Raw genomic sequence first — 20,901 nt, forward strand, 5'->3', positions numbered from 1 at the left:
CTCTCATGTCAGAAGTACACAAAGCAATTACGAGTCATTCACAAAGTCAGCATCGCCATATTCAGATTTTTGTACAATTAGACAATCAAAGAGAAGCTTTAATTGATGAGGCTCTTGAATTGTGTAAAGCGAATCAACCTTATTCTGTTGATGGCATTAACGAAGTAACTACTCAAATAAATGCACTTGCCAGTAAAGGAGTCAGTCCTACGAGGAAATATGTTACTAACACGATGGTGAAAGAGTATGCACAAAAGCTCGGTTTTAAATAAATTCGGTCAGTAATTCGTTGTTGTTACGTAAAAGCTGCTTTCGCATTGATTGCTGTTTTTCGTATTAAGAAGTAACATGTACACAAATAGAGTTCGTGGCATCTTTTTTTCTGTACAACAATGGCTAACAATATAAAACCACTTTACTAATTTGATAACAATAGCAACAATGTTTCGAAAAGAGCCTACGGAAGGGACAATTTTCAAGGTAATTTGTAATAGTTTTTTCGTTTAGATGAACAGAATTTTGATAAGTGATTACCTACTTTTATTAACCAAGAGCTATTAGCATAAGTTTAATCAATGCGAATTGTTTTAATGTAGAAATAATAGGAGTAATGAACAATTGCCTATGTAATTGACAACATGTTTAAGTTCATTAACTGATTTCCTTTTTTGAAGAAGAGAGCTAATGGAGTATAACTTTTTGCTTATTTTACCCATTAGCTTCTATGAGAGTTTATATCAATGGAAAGGAGAGAGGACATGAAACATATTGTTGAAGTCGATTGGTTACACAAACATAATTCCAATGTTCGAATCATTGATTGTAGATTTCACTTAGAAGACCCTACGGCAGGGTTAAATAGTTATTTACAAGGGCATATCCCAGGCGCATTGTATTTTGATTTAGATAAGGACCTATCAGGCCCTATTGAAAAGCACGGAGGCCGTCATCCACTGCCAAACATTGAAGAATTCTGTGAAAAATTACATGCAGCAGGAATTGATCAACATACAAGGGTAGTAGCTTATGACGATCAAGGAGGAGCCTTTGCATCACGTTTTTGCTGGATGCTTTTATATGTTGGATTAAAGCATGTACAAATTTTGAATGGTGGATATGCCGCATGGAAAGAAGGGCACATGCCAATAACAACGGATATACCAACAGTAACAAGGAGTTTTTTTACTCCACGTATTCAGCATGATATGTTGGTAGCTATGGAAGAAGTAAAAGTACATAGCCAACGCAATGACGCTATTATTATTGATTCGAGAGAAAATAGTAGATATGCAGGAATTGAAGAACCTATTGATCAGCTTGCTGGACATATTCCATCAGCTATTAATTATTTTTGGAAGGATAGTCTACATTCCAATGGCATGTGGAAAATGAGTGATGAGCAGATAAGCAGGTTCTCACAACTCGACAAGGATGAAAATATAATCGTCTATTGTGGGTCTGGCGTTACTGCATGCCCAAATTATTTGTCTTTAAAGGAAGCTGGCTATAATAATATTAAACTCTATGTGGGTAGCTGGAGTGATTGGATATCGTATGATGACAATGAATTTGTAAAAAATTAATAAGTATATGTTCGTATAAATTTCCTATACTAAGCTTGGAGGTTTGATCGACCTCCTAAATAGCCGTAAAGGAGTACGATAAAATGGGAAAAACAAAAGCAGGTAATGCAAATGCACAAAGAAATAATAACGCTAAACAGAAAAATGACTATAACAATGAATTTGCGTCATATGCAGAAGTTGAATCAAACAAAATGAAAAACCGTAAAAAAGAAGAGTAATTGTAATAGAGTAAGCATAAACACTTAACCCCAAAGTCAACAATTTGTAATTGATACATAAAATGCTGACTGTTGGGGTGCCTTTATTTTATTATAGATAGCATACCGAATGCTTATAATCTATGATCATGTTGTTATTTTGTGTTTTTCATCTTTGCAGCATTCTCTAGTTTGCTTTTTGGAGAATTGTTTGCTGCTGATTCTTGTCCATAACCTTGTGGATTTACTCCTGAACTAACTCGCCCTCTCGTTTTACTTTGTTTAGTCAACAACTTCACCTCCATCTAATATTTTATCCACTTCATCATTTATTATGAATGGACCTTTCATCAAATAGTACATAGATTAGTCTCTTTTCATTAGGCTGTTTTCGTTTTTGTTGTTGCTATTCTTATAATACATAAGCACGTAATACAATAAAACTCATCACATAGTCCTTTTTAGTAAAAATAGCAACATAGTTTACGAAAAGAGCCTTTCATTAGGCTTTTTTCGCTATCATTGTAGCTCTACGATCTATGATGTAAGCACATATACATGTAGTGTTAGGGGGCATCTTTTGTTTAGTAAAGCAATGACTATTGCGTAAAACATATTCTAGTTTAGGAACGATATTAACAATTAGAAAAAGAGCCATTCATTAATTTTATTGTATAATGTCTCCTCAGTGTTTATTACATCATCATGTATACAATATTGTTAGAGCATAACATTGAAAAAACGAATAGATATTTTAAGGAATTTACGTTAATATAAGGAATGTGTTATCCAAACTTTTTGGTGGATTCGAACCAAATCAAGATAGGGTTGAGGCATAATGATAAAACATAAGTCGTTTACAGTTGATGAATACATTCAATACTTAACTAATAAAGGCTTTCATTTCCGAGAAGATGCGCTAGGATTTATTACATTCGGACAGCAATACACAAAATCAACAGATGAACTAGTTAATTCAGCGATAGAAATAACATTGAAGGTACAAAAAGAGTTTGATGGAAGTTTTTTTGTCTCTTTACTAGAATCTTTCCAAGAGAATAACATTAAAACTCGAGAAGAAGCCGTACGATTTGCCTACATAAAAAACCTTATGTAATTTCTTATAGGCTAAAAATTAACACAAAAAGAAAACAGGAGCGTTTTTACTCGACTCCTGTACTACATTTCACTTCTTTATTTTTCCTTTCAGGTAATTCTGATAGCACCATGCCACTAAAAATACAAATACAGCCAATAATTGCAATGCGGCTTAATTGCTCATTTGCCCAAAGAAATCCAGCTAAGGATGCAAATACTGGTTCAGTTGCAAAAATTAACGCAACTCGAGTTGGAGTAGTGGATTTTTGGAAAAAAGTTTGTCCTAAAAAAGCTAATGCTGTTGCAAAGATTGAAGTAATTACTAAAGCAATAAATACTTCCTTCTGAAGTAAAATGTTTATTTGTAATTGATTATTCCAATCTTCAAAAAGAAACGCTAGTAATAATGATAAAAAAGCCACCGTTAAGATTTGTGTGACAGTTAGAATTAAACTCGGGAAGCGCTTCGTGTATTTACCTGTTAATATAATGTGCATCGCAAATGATATAGCACAAAACAGTACAAGAATATCACCCCGATTAATTGACACTTCGTCACCCATCGTTAGCATATAAAGACCTATGGTAGCTAGTATAGCACCAGCTATTCCATTACGTGTCATGCTATTTTTTAATAAAAAAACCGCGAATATAGGAACAAGTACAACACTTAGGCCAGTAATGAATCCAGCCTTAGATGAAGTTGTGTACAATAAACCAAATGTTTGAAATGCGTAACCAAGAAATAGCCAAATACCTAATATTACTCCAGACATGAACATAGGTGCATTTAGCTGTTTTAATTGTTGTTTATTAAAGATAATAAGCCAGCACAATAAAAATATTCCTGCTATAAAAAAACGAATACCATTGAAGGAAAATGGATGTAAAAAAGAAATAGCATTTTGCACGAGAACAAAAGTGGTACCCCATACGAAAGCTATAAGCAATAGAGCACCATCTGCAACTACGGACTTTCTCAATATTTCTTTCTTCCTTTCTCAAGCTAAATAAAAATCTAAATTGTAGTGTATCATACATACTACAAAATAGGGAATGCAAAAATTGTGTTTATGTTTAGTTATTTTCCAATTGATTGATGTTTTTCGGAATGTGAAATAAATTCATAAATATCTGATGTTCGATGTATCTTTGATGCGGTTTTACAAAAACTTCTCATCTAAATTGAACATTTTTTAATAACACAGCATAAATTTAACGAAAAAAGACTTACGAAAAGACATTTCAATAGTTGAACAAAACGAAGGTGAGAGGTGAAGAAATGAAAGTTAAAATAGAATGGACGTATAAAACAATCAATAAGCAAGTTATAACATTAACATCTGAAGAAATTAGTGTGGAAGCTGCTCTTTCAATCAGTGAAGACTTCGAACGTACTGGACGAACAAACGAGTTATTATTTTATGATGAAAAAGATACAAAATGGACGAAAAAGGAGTTAATTAGGCTTTCTAAAGAACTAGAAACTGAACCAAGCGATATAATTGTATATTTTGATGGTGGTTATGATAACAATAACAAACAAGCAGGGCTTGGTGCAGTTATTTATTATAGTCAAAACAATAAAAAATATCGTTTAAGATCCAATGCGTTATTTTCAGAAATTGAAACAAATAATGAAGCTGAATATGCAGCGCTGTGGTATTTACTGGGGCAGGTAGAAGAGTTAGGTATTCACCACATCTCTGTTACATTTCGTGGAGATTCACATGTAGTACTTAATCAGCTTTCAGGTGATTGGCCATGCTTTGATGAGGTATATAATACATGGTTAGATAAAATAGAGGACAAGATACGCCAATTAGGTATTCGTCCTCATTACGAACCAATTTCAAGAAAGCAAAATGGTGAGGCTGATCAGCTTGCTAGCCAAGCGTTGGAAGGGATAGTCATTCACAGTAATGTAGAAATTTAAAACTTATCATAACATATATATGTATTGTAGTTATGACAAGGAGGGTGGATACTTTGGAAAGAAAACTAATTATTGAACAGATAAGTGAAATCCTCGATACGTACTGCCAAGATTGTTTTGTAAAAAGTAATTTTAGAAAAGAATACGGGAAAACGTATGCACAATCATTTTGTATTCATACTTGTACAGTTGGTAGCTTATTAAAGAAATATGGAGAGAATTTGTCACATGGTCAATTATATCAATGTGGGAAAGATAATAATGAAGAGCTTGAACGTAATATGCCAATTCTTGATAGGGATTACTAGCTTAATTATTTTGGAGATGATGGCTAATAAGCCTACGAGGAAAAAACCGCATAATTGCGGTTTTATGTTTATCTTAGCTACGTTAAATGGGAAATATCCCAGTTCGTTATGTTGAACCTTTCCAATCAGGTGAAGTAAATACTCAAACTAAAATGATTTGAATTACTGCTTTGCTTCATTGAGCTGCTCTTCACATTGTGATAATAATTTCTCTGACTGTTGTAAAAATTCATTATCAAAACCAGTTGAGTTTGCATTTGCATCTACAAGCTTAGCACGTGCTTCTGAAACAGCCTGAGTAGCTCCCTCTAGTTGTTCTTCATCCATACTCATTGTGGCACGTCCTACTATTTTTTGTGCACTTTGAATTGACATGTTAAGATCTTGAATATCATTATAACCTGTGTATACTTCATTTTCTTCTTTAGTCAATACATACACCTCCTGACTATATAGTTAGTCGGAGAGTAGACGATTATTCACTGTAATTGAATATTTTTATATAAGATCATGTTGTTAACATTGATGCCATAGGATTAAGATTAGCATAGTAAATTTATGAGATCGCCATTGTAGTGTCGGAGATAGGATGTTAAGGAGAGTAGCTTGCGTAATCATATTAAAGTTAAAAGCAACTATTAATATAAGAGCAACCTGTTCATAAAGTGTGAGGGCCAATTTACAAAACAAAAAAGACTGTATGATTCAGTCTTTTTCAAAAAAATTTTATGTGAATGAATCTGAATTTATAGTTTTTCAACATTGGCTGCTTGAGCCCCTCGGTTTCCATCAACAATTTCAAAGGAAACTTCTTGACCTTCCTCCAATGATTTATATCCATCACCTTGAATAGCTGTGAAGTGAACGAATACATCATCGCCACCTTCAACTTCAATAAACCCATAACCTTTTTCATTATTAAACCATTTTACTTTCCCGTTTTGCATAATACTATTTCCTCCTAATACTTCCTGCACAAAAGTGCTACAAAATAATTTATTATCAATTAACGGAATATATTAAGCTGAAGCTTTGTAATATCAATAGCTGTCTAAGATGATGAAATCTTACATTCTGCTAAATGATGTCTTAAATATACACCAATGAAATTATTGCGTCAAGATAAATAGACAGAAATAACAGAAAAATAAGAACTTTACATAAGTATCTTATATTGTAAATAAAGTAAAAAATAGTTCTTCGACTCTGTTAATGATAGGAAGGGTTTGGAAATTATGATACAATCAAATATAGAGAGGTGTTATAATGAGATCATTTGTACAAAAAGAGAATAGGCTGACACCACTAACAGTTCAAGAAATAGATGAGATGCTCAGCAATTTAAGAAATACACAATCACATGCTACTAAACTTCGCACTGACTCGATATATGACAAAAAAATCACAGTTGTTTCCCGTGAAATTGATGAAGTGGTAGACCAAGTAAAGGATATTTTTACAGAGGTAAGAAATTCACATAAAATTCCTCTTTATGAAATTAAAAGAGACATCATTCCAACAATACAGCAGGCTGCAGAAATTCCTAATCTTTTCTATCTGTTTAATGAATTGCATAAAAAGGATGACTATACATATCGACACAATATCGGTGTTGGAGTGATTGCAACATTGATCGGCAAGTGGCTGAATATAAATGAACAGGAGTTACATCGTCTTACACTTGCAGCAACGTTACATGATATTGGCAAAACGAAAATTCCATTAGACATACTCCAAAAGCCTAATAAACTTACCGAAGATGAATATGAAGAGATAAAAAATCATTGCATATACGGCTATGACATGTTAAATAATACTAAAGGTATTGATGAGCAAATTAGTTTAGTTGCTCTTCAGCACCATGAACGTGAAAATGGTGAAGGTTATCCTTATGGAATAACAGGAAATAAAATAGATTATTTTTCCAAAATTGTTGCTGTTGCTGATGTTTTCCATGCGATGTCATCCAATCGTATATATCGTGTTGCATCCCCGTTCTATAAAGTGATTAAGGAAATGAATGATCATATTTTCGGTAAGTTTGATCCAAATATCTTATTTGTTTTTCTATTTCACATGATGGATACAACAGTCGGACAGGGATGTTATTTAACAGATGGTCGACAGGCAAAAATAATTTTGATAAATCGCTTTGATCCAGTAAATCCACTAGTGCAAGTGCAAAATGAAATGATCGATTTAAGTAAAGAAAAAGATTTATTCGTAAAAACAATTATAACTTAAAGGACTTGAAATGGCAGGGAGTAGTACCTATAGCCATATCAAGTCCTATTTCATATATTTAAAGACGATCCTCTTGTCGCGATCACTCCATAAAACTATAGCATCAAACGTTTTACCATCTTTTTTGAAGTTTTTTATAACGTTAGTTTCACCAGTTTTTAATAGCTTTTTTATGTTTGTTTGAGATACCGTTTTGCCTAAGATTTTCTTAGAAATTGTAAATTTACAGTTAGATTTTTTATAGTTTGTACAACCGTAGAAATTTCCGAAGTCTAGAATGCTACCATTGCACATTTTACATTTACCGAAAGATATTTTTTTCTTATTAAATTTACTTTTTTTCTGCTTCGATCCGACCGTCTCAATAGGAATGTTTGTAAATGACCAACTGTGACTGTGCTGCTGAGCATCTTCTACTATATTCTGTGATAATTTTTTCACTTGTTCAATAAATTTTCGGGGTGAAGCAGAACCCTCACCTATTTCTGAAAGTCTTTGCTCCCATTTTGCTGTCATGCTTGGGGAGGCCAATATACTATCTCCTAAAGCTTCTATTAGTAGCATGCCCTTTGCGGTAGCTATCGTTTGGTTTTTGTTAATGTCTATATAATTACGATTCTTTAATAGGTTTATAATTCCCGCTCGTGTTGCCTCGGTACCTAGCCCTTCGGTTTTAGCTAATACATTCTCTAACTCAGTATCATCTAAATGTTTCCCTGCTGTTTTCATTAGGGTAATCAAGTTACCTTCAGTATATCTTTTTGGTGGCTTTGTTTGTCCTTTTTTTACATTTACTTTTGCAACGGTGCCTTTTGTGTTCTTTTCTATGATCGGGAGGATTTGATCTCCACCATCCGACTGGTTATGTGGATGGTTTATAACTTTTTTCCAACCTTCTTCAATTTGTTCTTTACCTTTTGCGATGAAAGTAGCACGATTGTCTACTAATATATGTATAGTAGTATAATTAAAAATAGCATTGTTATAAAAGGCACTTATTACTTGTCTTACGATTAAATCGTAAATTTTAGCCTCTTCTGAACTTAACTTTGTATGATCAGGTATCTGTTCGGTAGGAATGATAGCATGATGATCAGTTACTTTCTTTTCATTTACATATCTTTTATTATTAATTATCGACCCATTTGGTGGGGGTAATAAATTTTCATATCTCTCTATACCTTTTAAGCGAGATAGTACAGTTGGTAGAACTGCAGCTTCTTCTGTTGTGAGGTACTGTGAATCTGATCGAGGATACGATATATTTCCTTTCAGGTATAGTTTTTGTAATATATCTAATGTTTTCTGTGGTGAAAGTTTAAGTGTTTTATTTGCTGTTGCTTGAAGTGCAGACAGATTGAATAGAAATGGAGGCTGATACTCTTTTCTTTCTTTTTTGACATCTGAAATGATACTATTTTTATCTTTACAAAATTCAGCTACAGCGATCGCTTGGTTTTCATTATAAATCTTAGTTTCGTTTTTTTTATGCCACTTAGCTTTAATTGACTGTCCCAAAAAATTAAACTGAGCTTCGACCTCCCAAAAATCTTCTGGTTTAAAATTAGCTATTTCATGCTCTCTTTTGACTATTAAAGCGAGGGTAGGTGTTTGAACTCTCCCGATAGAAAAAACATCTTGGATCCCTCTTTCTTTTAGTAGAATCGTATAAATTCTTGAGGAATTTATACCAATCAGCCAATCTGCGCAGGCGCGACTTAAAGCTTCAAAATAAATATGTCTCGTATCTTCTTCTGTAAGTAAAGAGGAGAAACCTTTCATGACTGAAGCCTGAGTTAGTGAAGAAATCCAAAGCCGTTTCATTGGTATACTTACTCCGCATTGTTTGATGATTGTACGTATAATTAATTCACCTTCTCGTCCAGCATCTCCAGCGATAATGATTTCTTGAACTTCAGCACGTTTCAATATATTTTTAATAATATTAAACTGTTTTAATTTAGATTTAGTTACTTTATATTCAAATCTATTAGGTACCATTGGCAGTGTAAGTTTATCCCATTTTTTCCATGTTGAATGGTACTCCTCAGGTGATTTTAATTCACAAAGATGTCCAATCGCCCATGTGATAACAGCTCCATTTGGGAATGTAGTATTTGGTTTCACCATTAAATAACCATCATTTTTAGTAAAGGAAAAAGGAGCAGCTAATTTAGTGGCTTGGTCTGGTTTTTCGGCTATAACTACTTTCATATTTCTTCTCCTTAATTTTGATCGCTCTATGATTATAACAGTAGATTATGTGAAAGGATATGTTGAACTTCGAGGATACGTAAAAAAATCTATCGGTTAAAGAGGTTTAAGCTTTTATCATGGTTATTTAGAGAATGATATACAGTTAAATCTAGTTTGATTATTAGAACAAAATTACCTTTAATCATGTATAAACGGCATCATAGATGACAGGAGCATTGATAAAAAGAAGGCTCTTTTCGTAAACTTTGATGCTATTGTTATCAATTTAGTACCAAAAAAGTGTTTTTATATTGTTAGTTATCGTTATACAGAAGAAAAGATGCTCGAACTCTAGTTGGTTTTAATACAAAAAACAACAATCATTAAGAAAACAGCCAAAAAGAAAGAGCTTGAAAACGATGTTCAAGCTCTCATTGGATCATATCAACTTTTGTTATTCGTACAAATCTGATTTGTCTCTTTGGTCTTTATTCCGTTTATTGCCCTTGCTATTATCACCAGCTACTATTTTACCGGGTACTTCACCATTAGTTGGTGAATTTTGATTCTTGCTCCCGTAATTCATTTTTTTAGTCATCATATCAGCTTCTTTCTTACTATTTTTGTGTCAATTAGTTGATGTTATCCTTCATCTATAAACTTACAAATTTAGTTTGTACAGCTAAACCTTTATTAATCAAGGAATTATAATTAAATTGGCGAATAATAATATAACAGTAATTATAGGAGGTTTATGTAGTGGAGGATTTTAATTGGCATCATCGATCTGGTCAAGAATGGGATAAAAAAGCTGAATTTTGGAATAACAGAAGTGAACAAATGTGGGAAGATGGTAGCCGGAAAACAATTATCCCATTTGTAAAAAAGTACTTTAAATTGGGTGGGGTTGTTGCAGATATTGGCTGTGGAGACGGTTATGGTTCACAGAAGCTAGCGAAAGAAAATTATCAAGTGGTAGGTATTGATTTATCGAAAGAGATGATTGAGAAAGCAAGCCTTTTTAATAATGAGGAAAAGTTAACATTTATACAAGCTGATGCTAGAGAACTTCCTTTTAAAGCTAGCTCAGTAGATGCCATTATCGCTATTAATTGTCTTGAATGGACTGAAGACCCAAAGCATGTGTTATTAGAATTTCAGCGTGTCTTAAAACCTAACGGCTTTTTTTGTGCAGGTATATTAGGCCCTACTGCTGGTCCTAGACAACATAGCTATCCTAGACTATTTGGAGAAAAAGTCATATGCAACACGATGATGCCTTGGGAATTTGAGAACTTAGCAAAGGCACATGATTGGGACATTGTAGATGGTCATGGGATATATAAAAAGGAGGTCCAAGACGAACAAATTAACAGCTTACCGAAAGAGTTAAAGCAAGCCCTGACTTTCATGTGGGTATCTATGCTTATAAATAAAAGTGAAAAATAATGCTGTTAAACTCGTTTATAGAGCCTCTGTTATATAGAGGTTTAAGCAACCTAATAACCGAGGTAATAAAAAAACAGGTGGCTAGAAAAATTACTATCCACCTGTTGTAGCTTGCCCATACCTTCTCACTTTTCTGGGAATTTTATTAATACCCGTAACCAAGCCCACCGCCACAAGCGACGCCAATGATAATTAACAGTACAAATAAGACAATTACGAGTGCAAATATTCCTCCTGAACGAACACCATCAACCATGTTATCACTCCTTAAATTTAATCATATGAGGGTGGATTCCATTCCCTCATCAACATTAACATATTCATGCAGTGTCAAATTGCTTGTGTATTATTCCTATTTAGTCTCAAAAGTTCAAATTGGTGATTTGTTCCTATTGTTATTCAAAGCTGTTTTCGTATGCATGGTTGCTTTTCGTTATAGGAGCTTTATGGATCTTTTCTATTAAAGGGTATATAAATCATATCATATACATGAGTTACTCGATGTAGTTGAAAAAGCAGCAAAGTTCATAAAAAGGGCTTGATTAATTTACAAGATGAATAAGCTTTCTATTTGTTCATAATAACTTGAATCAATAATTTTAAAAAAACATATTTTTGTAACTAATTGAATATTCATACGTATGTAATATTGAATAATATTTTGGAGGTGACAACTTGCCATCAAATGAAGATCGTATGTTAGCAGCAGTAATATACGTTATTAGTTTTTTTACAGTGTTTTTAGGTCCGCTGGTTATTTGGTTAATTAAAAAGGATGAATCATCTTTTGTTGATTACCATGGAAGGATGTATTTTAACTTTTTCATATCATACACCATTTATAGTTTAATAAGTATGCTATTAATGCTAGTCATTATAGGATTTTTAACTATATGGTTGGTCGGAATTTACATTTTTATTTTTACAGTTATAGGAGCTATAAAAGCATATCAAGGGGAAGAGTATCAAATTCCTTTTGCGATTCGATTGTTATAAGCAGTACTTGATTAGGGCCACATGACTGTGGCCTATTTTTATTGATGTTAAAAATCTGTTCACTGAAAATTTAAGCACAGCCATAAGTCGGATTTGTCCAAATGTGATCGTTTAATTCTATTGATAGCTATCATAATAATGGTTAAAATGAGCTTGTATTTTTGTTAAAGTTAGGTGATTTTGTTGCGGAACAAAAGGCATATGATTATTACGTGTTGTTTTATCATGTAAACAACTGGTTCTTAGGGATTGATTGATGTTATTGGTATTAAGAAATAGAAGTGGATACCAATAAAGAGTGTGTATTTCTTTCAGAGCATTAGTGTGAGAAACAAAGTTCAAACAAACAGCTATAGAAAATGATCTATTAATAGAGGAGTGGGACTAATGTACGAACATCATAAAAAAGCAGTACAAGTACTAAGTGAACAATTTAAAGATGACCCCAAAGTTCGAGCACTGTTAATAGGTGGCTCAGTTGCCAAAGGGTACGCTAGTGAAAGTTCGGATGTGGATATAATTATAATAGCTACAGATGAAGAATTTGAAAGACGTAAGGAGCAGCATGACTTATTTTACTGGTCCGGTGATGAATGTGATTATGAAGGTGGCTATGTAGATGGCAAAATAGTAAATCTTCAATTTTTAGAAGATGTTGCACATCACGGAAGTGAGCCAGCAAGATTTGCATTTCAAGATGCCATCATTGGCTTTTCAAAAATACCTCAATTAGACATGATATTACAACAAATAACAACATATCCAGTACACGAACAACAACAGAAGATAGAACAATTTTATGTGCAATTTGAAGCAGCAAGATGGTATGTTGCAGAAGCTGAGAAGAGGAATGACAAATATTTGATGATGCACATCGTTTCATCACTCGTCCTATTTGGCGGAAGGTTAATATTGGCTCAAAACAAAGTATTGTATCCTTATCATAAATGGTTCATGAAAGTGTTAAGTGAACTTGACAACAAGCCTACAAATTTTATGGAACTAACAAAAGAGTTACTGTCTTCCCCAAACAGTGAAAATGCCGAGCTTTTTTGTAAAAGTATAGAACAATTTGCAGATTGGCCTATGATAAAAGAAGGGTGGCCAAACCGCTTTATGGTTGAAACAGAATGGAGTTGGATGAATCAACGAACACCTGTGGCGGATTTATAAAGTCTTTAAGTATAAGACGGTGTAGATTACACGATGATAATTAACAGGCTCAATTGCATTACTACATGCTTTTGAGCCTTATGAAAATTAAATATGCCAACGCCAGTATGTTAATTGTTTTTGCTTCATTTCTTCTATTTTCTTTTTTATAGCCTCATGTTTTACTCTTTCTTCAGGAGTCATTTTAAAAAGTGTAAATAATTTCAATATAGACATTTCTCGATCTTCCTTTCTTTTTTATTACGACATGATTTATATATTCAAAAGGAAGATTGTTGATTAATGAAAAAAGGTAAAAAGGTAAAAAGGCACAAAAAGTAAAACAATTAATAAAATTCAGAAAAAATAAAAAACGAACGATCTCGATAGAAAAGCGACTGTCCGTTTTTTAAAATATTTTTATTTGTTGTATTCATTCAAGTAAAAAGGTTAGTTTTGCTAAAATAGGTCGAAAGTCAATCCAACTTAAATCGTCGTGTAGGTCCCAAACTCTTATGATTGAAAATCACTTGTTACATAGTATATGTTGAAATAAATGATCATCATCTAGTAATTTCACCATTTGCTCAATGTCATCAGTAACAAATAAATTAGAGATATGATGCTTCTCTAAAACCCAAGCGTTATACTCAATTTCCCAAACTTCAGGGGGATCACATTTTGCCCAGTACCGATAAGTATGTAAGTGATCCATATGCAACTCCTGAATATTATAAACTAACATCATATATAGCATCGTTCTAGCTATATTACCTCTACTCACATGCGGAACAATCCATTCATTTTCATAGTCAATACCAAAATCAGTGTAGTTATGTGGTACACTCAATTTTAAGCGGTGTATAACGGTATCATTTTCAATATCAAATGTTAGGTGTCCTCTGTGTGAGTTGACTTTTTTATGTGCAGCAGCAAAGTTAAGAGGGTTTACAGTTGCACCTTTAATTACATTGACGTTAGCTTTTTTCATAGCTAAATATTTTTTCATAGTACTTTGAGGAAAGATATGTTCGATACTATGTTTGTTAGTTTTTTGTAAAATGTCAATCTCGATCCCCGCGTAGACTGATTTAACATAACTATAGTCACTAGTAAAAAATGACCAAAAAAGATCAAACTTGTTATTTCTTGATAAGGAGCTATAAAATTTATGGTGTGTATATACACCACCTGCTAACTCAATGAAGCATTGTTGATTCATTGGCATCCACTCCTATTAACAGGACTTGTTATTCCCAAATATAAGGTGTCTCTTGATATACATAATAATTAAGCCAATTTACAAATAATAAATTTGCGTGTGAACGCCAAGAATGAATAGGTTGTTTTGTAGGATCATTATTTGGAAAATAATTATTTGGCATATGAATAGAGATTCCTTTCGAAGTATCCCGATCATATTCTTCTTTCAATGTGTATTCATCATATTCTAAATGTCCAGTTAGAAATATCCTTTTTCCATCGTTTGAGGCGACGAGACAAACACCTGCTTCATCAGATGTAGATAAAATAGTTAAATTAGGAATTTCCTCAATTTCTTCTTGTTTTACGGTTGTATATCTAGAAACAGGTACGTTAAATATATCGTCGAAACCACGTAAAAGAGTAATGTTTTTATAAAGACGTCGATGTTGAAAAATGCCAGAACATTTCTTTTTCAGGGGGTATTTCTTTACACCATAATGATGAAAGAGCCCTGCTTGAGCACCCCAACAAATATGAAGTGTTGATGTGACATTTGTAGTAGTCCAATCCATGATTTCCTTTAATTCGTCCCAATAATTTACCTCAGTAAAAGAAAGTTGTTCAACAGGAGCACCTGTAATGATCATGCCATCGAACTTTTTATCTCTAATCTCATCAAAAGTTCTATAAAACTGGTCGAGATGTGATTTTTTTGTCGTCTTAGATTCATGTGTTGTTGGTCTTAGTAAAGTTATATTAACTTGTAAAGGTGAATTTCCTAACAGCCTTAGCAACCTTGTTTCTGTTTTTTCTTTTTCGGGCATAATATTTAATATCACAATATTTAAAGGGCGAATATCTTGTGAATATGCCCTTAACTCATCCATTACAAAAATATTTTCCTTCTCCAGTATTTCTTTAGCTGGTAAGTTATGCGGAATATTAATTGGCATCGGATCCAACTCCTTTATGTAAATATTCATATTATATAAACTATTAATAAATTATTCAATGAAAAATTGTATTCACTTATTTAGGATTTTTATCGCAACATTGTTGCTATTTTGCAAAATAACAGGATCATTGGGTATATTTTGTTGCTAAATTTACTAAATTACGCATGCAACCTTAGGTTTTATACGGTTCAAAAAAAGAAAAAACGACTTTAACTGTAGTTATAAAACGAACTGGTTGTTAAAAAAACAACATTCGATACGAAACCTAACAATCACGAATAGGGTTTTTATTGTCTTTATCTTTAGCAGGAATGATTCGATAAAACGCTAGCCGTATTACAATAATAATCAATGCAATTTTAGTTTTTATTTAAATATAATTCACTTTTCTCTCTACTTGAATTATTAAGAAGTGGTACAATAAATTTGTAAAATGACTCATAAAAAGAATGAATATGGGGGATACATATGAGCACAAAAATGACAATTAAATCAGATATTGAAATAGCTCAAAAGGCAGAAATGAAACCGATTTCAGAAATAGCTAACCAACTTGATCTGACACGAGAAGAATTGGAGCCATATGGTCATTATAAAGCTAAGATTTCTTTAAATGCTATGGATCGTTTGAAAACGAAGCAAGAAGGTAAAGTCATATTAGTAACGGCTATTAATCCTACTGCAGCTGGTGAGGGTAAGTCTACAGTTACAGTTGGACTAGGGCAAGCATTTACTAAATTAGGAAAAAAAGCAATTATTGCAATGAGAGAGCCTTCTTTAGGACCGACTATGGGGATCAAAGGTGGAGCTTCAGGTGGTGGCTACTCACAAGTTATCCCTATGGAAGATATTAATTTACATTTTACTGGAGACTTACATGCGATTACTACAGCAAATAATACACTTGCAGCTATTATTGATAACCACATTCATCATGGGAATAAACTGAAAATCGATCAACGAAGAATCATTTGGAAACGTGCAGTTGATTTAAATGATCGGGCTTTACGTCAGGTCGTTATCGGGTTGGGTGGACCTATTCAAGGAGTCCCACGTGAAGATGGTTTTGACATTACGGTTGCGTCCGAAATTATGGCTATCTTTTGTCTAGCAACAGATATACATGATCTCAAAAATAGGCTTTCAAATATCGTTGTTGCATATAATTTTGATAAACAGCCTGTAACAGTTAGAGATTTAGGTGTAGAAGGCGCCTTGACCTTACTACTTAAAGATGCACTTAAACCTAATTTAGTACAAACACTTGAGCACACTCCTGCGCTTATACATGGTGGTCCTTTTGCTAATATCGCACATGGGTGCAACAGTGTTATCGCTACGAAAATGGCCTCTAAACTTGGGGATTATGTTATAACTGAAGCTGGTTTTGGGGCAGATTTAGGAGCAGAAAAATTTCTTAATATAAAAGCGAGAACAGCAGGAATTGACCCTGCTGCTGTAGTTATTGTCGCTACGATCCGTGCGTTAAAAATGCATGGAGGAGTAAATAAAAATAATTTAAAAGAGGAAAACGTGTCTGCGTTAAATGCGGGGTTGGAAAACCTTCAAAAGCATATTGAAACTGTCAAAGCGTTTCGGTTACCGTTTGTTGTATCAGTAAATAAATTTGTCACTGACTCTGATGAAGAAATCAACTCTTTAATCGCTTGGTGTAATGACCAAAACTATCCTGTTTCCTTAACTGAAGTATGGGAAAAAGGTGGTCAAGGTGGTGTGGATTTAGCAGAAAAATTATTAGATGTCATGGAATCTAATAACAATCAGTTCTCACCGTTATATGACCTAAATGAGTCAATCGCTGAAAAAATTAATACAATTGCAACACAGGTTTACGGTGCTGAAAGGGTGGAATTTACACCAAAAGCTAAAAAGCAAATTGCTCAATTCGAACAGCTGGGTTGGGATCAACTACCTGTTTGTATAGCTAAAACTCAATATTCTTTATCAGATGATCCGACAAAGGGTGGCAGACCGAAAGATTTTACAATTACAGTTAGAGAACTAAAACCATCTATCGGAGCAGGATTCATCGTTGCTTTAACAGGAAACATGATGACTATGCCGGGGTTACCAACAAATCCAGCTGCATTAAATATGGATGTAGATGAAGATGGTAATGCGGTGGGCTTATTCTAGTATTATGAAAAATGGAATTATATTCGACCCTACCGTTTTTGAGAATCTAAAGGTTGTCCTTGAAGGAGAAATATATGATCTTGATTTAGATGGCACAATCGAAGTGATAAATCGGGATGATTTAGTTAATCTTGCCACGATGTCAAGATCTTATAAGATAAACTTTCAATTAAAAGACAGACAAGGATCACCAACTGCATACATGAAGCTATCTATGGATGTCGCTAATCTTAGTAAAGAATTGCTACAAACACCAGGGCAAAAACCAGGTTGTAGCATAAGTATAGGGTTTTTACAATGTTCAAAGTCAGTTGAGGGTAATTCTGAACATGCTTTAAAAATCGTCCAAAGTGTGTGGGGACAGGAGTATATTTATCATCAAACAATATCACATAATCCAAGTGAACATCCAACCTTATACACGCATCGTACGGACATTATATTTGACCGTTTTATGTATGAAGAAAATATTGATGATTTGATTGAAATGATTGATTTTATAATTTGCACCCTTCAACAGTTATGAAATTAAAGACTTAATAGAATTAATCATTTGATATACCATGAAACACCTTATACAATAGTAACAGGAGGGATAAAGATGTCTATATACGAATTTTCTGCATCAACAATAAAGGGTGAAGCTAAATCTTTACATGATTACGAAGGGCAGGTAGTATTGGTAGTTAATACAGCCAGTAAATGCGGTTTTACTCCACAATATAAACAATTGGAAGAGTTATATAAAACATATAAAGATAAAGGGCTTGTAGTATTAGGATTCCCTTGTGATCAATTTGGGAATCAAGAGCCTGGTGCTAACGAAGAAATTGAGAGCTTTTGCGAAATTAATTATGGTGTAACATTTCCGATGTTTTCGAAAGTTGATGTGAATGGAGAGAATGCTCATCCGTTATTTACATACTTAAAAGAAGAAGCACCTGGAATTTTAGGTTCAAAAGGAGTTAAATGGAATTTCACCAAATTTTTGATTGATAAAGGTGGCAAACCTGTATCAAGATTCGCTCCTAAAGTAGAACCATCTGCTATAAAAGATAATATTGAGCAGTTGCTAAAATAATTGAGCTATCGATTGTAATACAACCATCGTTATAAAAAGCTGCACCTTCAAAATAACAGTAGATATTTATGAAGGTGCAGTTTTTATATATTTAAGTGAGGTTAAATAGGTTAAAAATTATCATTTGTGAAGTGGGGTAACACAATGCCCTACTTTAAATATAAAATTGTAGGTTGTTATCATATTGAGTTAAACAATAAACATCTACAAAACTGGTATTCTTGGCATCTTTTCTTCTTTACAACGATGGCTAACGTATAAATCCACTTTTAATGGTGCTAATTTGGTAACAATAGCAACAAAGTTTACGAAAAGTGCTAAGTTATATGAGTTTTTATAAAAAATATCGATATTACAATAAATACTAGTTAGAAAAATATCTAAAGAATGTGAATAGCTGTGTTGTTCAATGAAGAGAAAGGATTGAAGGAATATGCTTAAAATAGCGTGGATAACGGATAGTTCAGCTTGCATTGATGAAGAATTACAGCATCACCCTGATGTATACGTAGTACCAATTTCAATTATCTTAGATAATCAAGAATATCGGGATGGTGTGGATCTAACGCCTTATGAGTTATATAATAAATTAAAATCTTCAACTTCCCAACCGAAAACTTCCCAACCATCGGTTGGTCAATTTCTAGCATTGTATGAAAAGTTACAGTACAGTTATGATTACATTATTTCAATTCATGTTTCTTCGAAATTAAGTGGCACTTATTCTTCAAGCTTTCAAGCAGCACAACAAATCCAAAAACCAATATATATAATTGATTCGAAAGTTACCTCATATCCAATGACAGCTTTAATTTCTGAAGGAATTCGACTTAACAGAGCAGGCACAGAAATTAATGACATCGTATCTACTATACAAAAACTAGTAGATAAAAATAAAATGTATGTAATAGTTGGTAGTCTTGAGCAGCTATATGCAAGTGGAAGGTTAAATAGTATCCAATTCGTGGTTGGTAGTTTGTTGAAAATTAAACCGATCATCACTTTTAACAATGGTACATTAGCAATCTATGACAAAGTGCGCACAGAACGGAAGGCCTTACATCGCTTCCTTACTATATTGAAAGAAGAAATCCAAAACTCAAAAATCTCAGAAGTGTACTTATTATATGGATTACATAGTGATAAAGCACAGGTATTAAAACGAAAAATAGAAAGTTTGTTTCCTTCGTTAAATGTACTTACGTTCCCATTTTCTACTTCTCTAGGTGTGCATACAGGTGAAGACACAATTGGAATTAGCTGGTTTAATAATTAGGCTCTAACTTTGTTGTTATTTATAAAAAACTACGATAATAAAAGGAAGTCTTGTATGATTATCATCATATTATAGAAGAAAAAATGAGACGAAACTATTGTTGTGTCCATGTTTATTTATTTGGATGCAAAGCAATAACCGATGATACAGCCAATAATTATGAAAGGTAAATACATATAGTTTTAATGTTGTTTTAAGGGACACATATGTGTAAATAAAGTTATAACACTAGTATATATTGCACTAAATGAGTAGAAAGTGCTACGCTTGCCTCAATTTTATAGCCTATACTTAATAATTGAGCTACAGTTTCAGCACAATTTGGATTGGTAGGCTCTATAGGTGCATGTAAGCTTGAGTGTAATGAAACGAATTGGTTTGTTGTTGGATTACAGACAATCATAATTACATGACGTCCATACCAAGCTGTGCCTATTGTTGTTTGCTTTTGGGGAGGGTGTCGGTGAAAGCAATTGTTTTTATTTATCTGAACCAGATCCTTTCAATTTTTCTATCTACCTACCTGTAAACTAACAAAGACTAAACATGACGCATTAAAAGGGTGTATGAGCTCCAGTCAGTTTTGGGGACAACCATAATATTACATGTTCTATAACTAGAATAATTAACAAGTCTTTTAACAGGGCTGTTTTCGTATAGAATATTGTTTTCTTTACTAACAAATAAACACGTATGACTGTTGAATAAAAACGATATTTTTATCTTCAATTATAGGAACTATAGCAACAAAGTTTACGAAAAGAGCCTTTACCCATAAAATAATATGAAATTAAGGGAAGTTTAAAAGCAACAAATATTACAAGAGAACCTTGATATTGTGTCGCACGAAAATTAAATCTTCATTATTATATGCATGTTGCTAGTCAAATGTCCTTATTTAAAATGATTCCACAATAATCCTTCCGTCATGTTACAATGTGTTGAGAAAGCAATAGGCTTATGTCGGTTTTTTAAAAAATTGGCTTTTTTCCCACAGAAGTTGTTTTTCGTATACTTAAATATAGACGAGTAAATTGATGCTATCCTATATTAACCTCTATAG

At 33.1% G+C, this 20,901-nt stretch carries 24 protein-coding genes and 1 pseudogene; 14 read left to right on the forward strand and 11 right to left on the reverse strand.

All coding sequences use genetic code 11. The features are described from left to right. Nucleotides 1–5: 5 nt before the first annotated feature. The 3 genes from SLH52_RS15065 (at nt 6) to SLH52_RS15075 (ending at nt 1,804) form a co-directional block, all read left to right on the forward strand. Nucleotides 6–272: a YpbS family protein gene (locus SLH52_RS15065; protein ID WP_320210095.1), complete on the forward strand. Its 267-nt coding sequence runs from the start codon at nt 6–8 to the stop codon at nt 270–272. Between the two features lie 486 nt (nt 273–758). Then, the gene (locus tag SLH52_RS15070; protein WP_320210096.1) at nt 759–1,583 is read left to right on the forward strand and encodes a sulfurtransferase; all 825 of its coding nucleotides are present in this window, start codon (nt 759–761) and stop codon (nt 1,581–1,583) included. An 83-nt stretch (nt 1,584–1,666) separates the two neighbouring features. Continuing rightward, on the forward strand, nt 1,667–1,804 hold the full coding sequence (locus SLH52_RS15075) for a hypothetical protein (RefSeq protein WP_320210097.1): 138 nt from the start codon (nt 1,667–1,669) through the stop codon (nt 1,802–1,804). 134 nt (nt 1,805–1,938) lie between these two features. Here SLH52_RS15075 and sspL read toward each other — a convergent pair whose 3' ends face one another. Then, nucleotides 1,939–2,088 carry a small, acid-soluble spore protein L gene (gene sspL, locus SLH52_RS15080; protein ID WP_413785541.1) on the reverse strand — a complete coding sequence of 50 codons (150 nt, stop codon included), beginning with the start codon at nt 2,086–2,088 and terminating at the stop codon, nt 1,939–1,941. 533 nt (nt 2,089–2,621) lie between these two features. Here sspL and SLH52_RS15085 point away from each other — a divergent pair. Beyond that, complete coding sequence (locus SLH52_RS15085; protein ID WP_320210099.1) at nt 2,622–2,900, forward strand: DUF6123 family protein; 279 nt, start codon at nt 2,622–2,624, stop codon at nt 2,898–2,900. 46 nt (nt 2,901–2,946) lie between these two features. On the opposite strand, the gene SLH52_RS15090 is transcribed toward SLH52_RS15085, so the two are convergent. Then, nucleotides 2,947–3,864 carry a DMT family transporter gene (locus SLH52_RS15090; protein WP_320210100.1) on the reverse strand — a complete coding sequence of 306 codons (918 nt, stop codon included), beginning with the start codon at nt 3,862–3,864 and terminating at the stop codon, nt 2,947–2,949. Between the two features lie 299 nt (nt 3,865–4,163). On the opposite strand from SLH52_RS15090, the gene SLH52_RS15095 reads away from it, so the two are divergent. Beyond that, the gene (locus tag SLH52_RS15095) at nt 4,164–4,817 is read left to right on the forward strand and encodes a ribonuclease H family protein (RefSeq protein ID WP_320210101.1); all 654 of its coding nucleotides are present in this window, start codon (nt 4,164–4,166) and stop codon (nt 4,815–4,817) included. Between the two features lie 32 nt (nt 4,818–4,849). After that, nucleotides 4,850–5,047 (forward strand): annotated as a pseudogene (locus SLH52_RS15100) (zinc-finger domain-containing protein); the annotation flags it as partial. A 240-nt stretch (nt 5,048–5,287) separates the two neighbouring features. Here the strand turns inward: SLH52_RS15100 and SLH52_RS15105 are convergent. Both SLH52_RS15105 and cspD read right to left on the reverse strand, forming a co-directional pair. Beyond that, complete coding sequence (locus SLH52_RS15105; RefSeq protein WP_320210102.1) at nt 5,288–5,557, reverse strand: DUF2564 family protein; 270 nt, start codon at nt 5,555–5,557, stop codon at nt 5,288–5,290. 314 nt (nt 5,558–5,871) lie between these two features. Beyond that, on the reverse strand, nt 5,872–6,072 hold the full coding sequence (cspD, locus tag SLH52_RS15110) for a cold-shock protein CspD (RefSeq protein ID WP_320210103.1): 201 nt from the start codon (nt 6,070–6,072) through the stop codon (nt 5,872–5,874). 319 nt (nt 6,073–6,391) lie between these two features. Between cspD and SLH52_RS15115 the strand changes: the two genes are divergently transcribed. Beyond that, nucleotides 6,392–7,369, forward strand: coding sequence for an HD-GYP domain-containing protein (locus SLH52_RS15115; RefSeq protein ID WP_320210104.1), 978 nt, complete (start codon nt 6,392–6,394; stop codon nt 7,367–7,369). Between the two features lie 45 nt (nt 7,370–7,414). Here SLH52_RS15115 and SLH52_RS15120 read toward each other — a convergent pair whose 3' ends face one another. Then, complete coding sequence (locus SLH52_RS15120; RefSeq protein ID WP_320210105.1) at nt 7,415–9,583, reverse strand: DNA topoisomerase III; 2,169 nt, start codon at nt 9,581–9,583, stop codon at nt 7,415–7,417. 436 nt (nt 9,584–10,019) lie between these two features. After that, nucleotides 10,020–10,163 (reverse strand): hypothetical protein, encoded by a 144-nt coding sequence (locus tag SLH52_RS15125; RefSeq protein WP_320210106.1) that lies wholly within the window; start codon nt 10,161–10,163, stop codon nt 10,020–10,022. 161 nt (nt 10,164–10,324) lie between these two features. On the opposite strand from SLH52_RS15125, the gene SLH52_RS15130 reads away from it, so the two are divergent. After that, nucleotides 10,325–11,014: a class I SAM-dependent methyltransferase gene (locus tag SLH52_RS15130; RefSeq protein WP_320210107.1), complete on the forward strand. Its 690-nt coding sequence runs from the start codon at nt 10,325–10,327 to the stop codon at nt 11,012–11,014. Between the two features lie 145 nt (nt 11,015–11,159). Here SLH52_RS15130 and yjcZ read toward each other — a convergent pair whose 3' ends face one another. Next, nucleotides 11,160–11,270, reverse strand: a complete 111-nt coding sequence (gene yjcZ, locus SLH52_RS15135; protein WP_214481214.1) for a sporulation protein YjcZ — start codon at nt 11,268–11,270, stop codon at nt 11,160–11,162. Between the two features lie 440 nt (nt 11,271–11,710). Between yjcZ and SLH52_RS15140 the strand changes: the two genes are divergently transcribed. Continuing rightward, complete coding sequence (locus tag SLH52_RS15140; protein WP_413785544.1) at nt 11,711–12,010, forward strand: DUF4870 domain-containing protein; 300 nt, start codon at nt 11,711–11,713, stop codon at nt 12,008–12,010. Between the two features lie 387 nt (nt 12,011–12,397). Beyond that, nucleotides 12,398–13,183: a nucleotidyltransferase domain-containing protein gene (locus SLH52_RS15145; RefSeq protein ID WP_320210109.1), complete on the forward strand. Its 786-nt coding sequence runs from the start codon at nt 12,398–12,400 to the stop codon at nt 13,181–13,183. A gap of 87 nt (nt 13,184–13,270) precedes the next feature. Here the strand turns inward: SLH52_RS15145 and SLH52_RS15150 are convergent, their stop codons facing one another. From SLH52_RS15150 to metA, 3 genes are all read right to left on the reverse strand, one after another. Further along, entirely contained in the window at nt 13,271–13,399 is a 129-nt protein-coding gene (locus tag SLH52_RS15150) for a hypothetical protein (RefSeq protein ID WP_320210110.1), read from the reverse strand. Between the two features lie 289 nt (nt 13,400–13,688). Then, a complete protein-coding gene (locus tag SLH52_RS15155) occupies nt 13,689–14,384 on the reverse strand; it encodes an endonuclease (RefSeq protein WP_320210111.1) in 696 nt (231 codons plus the stop codon). 28 nt (nt 14,385–14,412) lie between these two features. After that, nucleotides 14,413–15,321, reverse strand: coding sequence for a homoserine O-acetyltransferase MetA (gene metA / locus SLH52_RS15160; protein ID WP_320210112.1), 909 nt, complete (start codon nt 15,319–15,321; stop codon nt 14,413–14,415). 471 nt (nt 15,322–15,792) lie between these two features. On the opposite strand from metA, the gene SLH52_RS15165 reads away from it, so the two are divergent. The 4 genes from SLH52_RS15165 to SLH52_RS15180 all read left to right on the forward strand — a co-directional run bounded on the left by SLH52_RS15165 (nt 15,793) and on the right by SLH52_RS15180 (nt 19,838). Further along, entirely contained in the window at nt 15,793–17,481 is a 1,689-nt protein-coding gene (locus SLH52_RS15165; protein ID WP_320210113.1) for a formate--tetrahydrofolate ligase, read from the forward strand. After that, nucleotides 17,456–18,007, forward strand: coding sequence for a hypothetical protein (locus SLH52_RS15170; protein WP_320210114.1), 552 nt, complete (start codon nt 17,456–17,458; stop codon nt 18,005–18,007). The genes SLH52_RS15165 and SLH52_RS15170 overlap by 26 nt, the downstream gene beginning before the upstream one ends. A gap of 75 nt (nt 18,008–18,082) precedes the next feature. Continuing rightward, nucleotides 18,083–18,562, forward strand: a complete 480-nt coding sequence (locus SLH52_RS15175; protein ID WP_320210115.1) for a glutathione peroxidase — start codon at nt 18,083–18,085, stop codon at nt 18,560–18,562. Between the two features lie 433 nt (nt 18,563–18,995). Continuing rightward, nucleotides 18,996–19,838 (forward strand): DegV family protein, encoded by an 843-nt coding sequence (locus SLH52_RS15180; RefSeq protein ID WP_320210116.1) that lies wholly within the window; start codon nt 18,996–18,998, stop codon nt 19,836–19,838. A 220-nt stretch (nt 19,839–20,058) separates the two neighbouring features. On the opposite strand, the gene SLH52_RS15185 is transcribed toward SLH52_RS15180, so the two are convergent. Beyond that, nucleotides 20,059–20,241 carry a hypothetical protein gene (locus SLH52_RS15185; protein ID WP_320210117.1) on the reverse strand — a complete coding sequence of 61 codons (183 nt, stop codon included), beginning with the start codon at nt 20,239–20,241 and terminating at the stop codon, nt 20,059–20,061. Nucleotides 20,242–20,901 lie beyond the last annotated feature (660 nt).

Origin of the sequence: Cytobacillus sp. IB215665 (assembly GCF_033963835.1) — a bacterium.
Lineage (GTDB): Bacteria > Bacillota > Bacilli > Bacillales > SM2101 > Nanhaiella.

Excerpts from the sequence above, each read along its gene's own strand:
- cspD (WP_320210103.1), bottom strand. The coding sequence starts at position 6,072 with ATGCAAAACGGGAAAGTAAAATGGTTTAATAATGAAAAAGGTTATGGG.
- SLH52_RS15120 (WP_320210105.1), bottom strand. The coding sequence starts at position 9,583 with ATGAAAGTAGTTATAGCCGAAAAACCAGACCAAGCCACTAAATTAGCT.
- SLH52_RS15075 (WP_320210097.1), top strand. The coding sequence starts at position 1,667 with ATGGGAAAAACAAAAGCAGGTAATGCAAATGCACAAAGAAATAATAAC.
- SLH52_RS15150 (WP_320210110.1), bottom strand. The coding sequence starts at position 13,399 with ATGTCTATATTGAAATTATTTACACTTTTTAAAATGACTCCTGAAGAA.
- SLH52_RS15155 (WP_320210111.1), bottom strand. The coding sequence starts at position 14,384 with ATGAATCAACAATGCTTCATTGAGTTAGCAGGTGGTGTATATACACAC.
- SLH52_RS15095 (WP_320210101.1), top strand. The coding sequence starts at position 4,164 with ATGAAAGTTAAAATAGAATGGACGTATAAAACAATCAATAAGCAAGTT.
- SLH52_RS15175 (WP_320210115.1), top strand. The coding sequence starts at position 18,083 with ATGTCTATATACGAATTTTCTGCATCAACAATAAAGGGTGAAGCTAAA.
- SLH52_RS15145 (WP_320210109.1), top strand. The coding sequence starts at position 12,398 with ATGTACGAACATCATAAAAAAGCAGTACAAGTACTAAGTGAACAATTT.
- SLH52_RS15140 (WP_413785544.1), top strand. The coding sequence starts at position 11,711 with ATGTTAGCAGCAGTAATATACGTTATTAGTTTTTTTACAGTGTTTTTA.
- SLH52_RS15185 (WP_320210117.1), bottom strand. The coding sequence starts at position 20,241 with ATGATTGTCTGTAATCCAACAACAAACCAATTCGTTTCATTACACTCA.
- metA (WP_320210112.1), bottom strand. The coding sequence starts at position 15,321 with ATGCCAATTAATATTCCGCATAACTTACCAGCTAAAGAAATACTGGAG.
- SLH52_RS15180 (WP_320210116.1), top strand. The coding sequence starts at position 18,996 with ATGCTTAAAATAGCGTGGATAACGGATAGTTCAGCTTGCATTGATGAA.
- sspL (WP_413785541.1), bottom strand. The coding sequence starts at position 2,088 with ATGGAGGTGAAGTTGTTGACTAAACAAAGTAAAACGAGAGGGCGAGTT.
- SLH52_RS15070 (WP_320210096.1), top strand. The coding sequence starts at position 759 with ATGAAACATATTGTTGAAGTCGATTGGTTACACAAACATAATTCCAAT.
- SLH52_RS15170 (WP_320210114.1), top strand. The coding sequence starts at position 17,456 with ATGGTAATGCGGTGGGCTTATTCTAGTATTATGAAAAATGGAATTATA.
- SLH52_RS15115 (WP_320210104.1), top strand. The coding sequence starts at position 6,392 with ATGAGATCATTTGTACAAAAAGAGAATAGGCTGACACCACTAACAGTT.
- SLH52_RS15065 (WP_320210095.1), top strand. The coding sequence starts at position 6 with ATGTCAGAAGTACACAAAGCAATTACGAGTCATTCACAAAGTCAGCAT.
- yjcZ (WP_214481214.1), bottom strand. The coding sequence starts at position 11,270 with ATGGTTGATGGTGTTCGTTCAGGAGGAATATTTGCACTCGTAATTGTC.
- SLH52_RS15085 (WP_320210099.1), top strand. The coding sequence starts at position 2,622 with ATGATAAAACATAAGTCGTTTACAGTTGATGAATACATTCAATACTTA.
- SLH52_RS15165 (WP_320210113.1), top strand. The coding sequence starts at position 15,793 with ATGAGCACAAAAATGACAATTAAATCAGATATTGAAATAGCTCAAAAG.
- SLH52_RS15125 (WP_320210106.1), bottom strand. The coding sequence starts at position 10,163 with ATGACTAAAAAAATGAATTACGGGAGCAAGAATCAAAATTCACCAACT.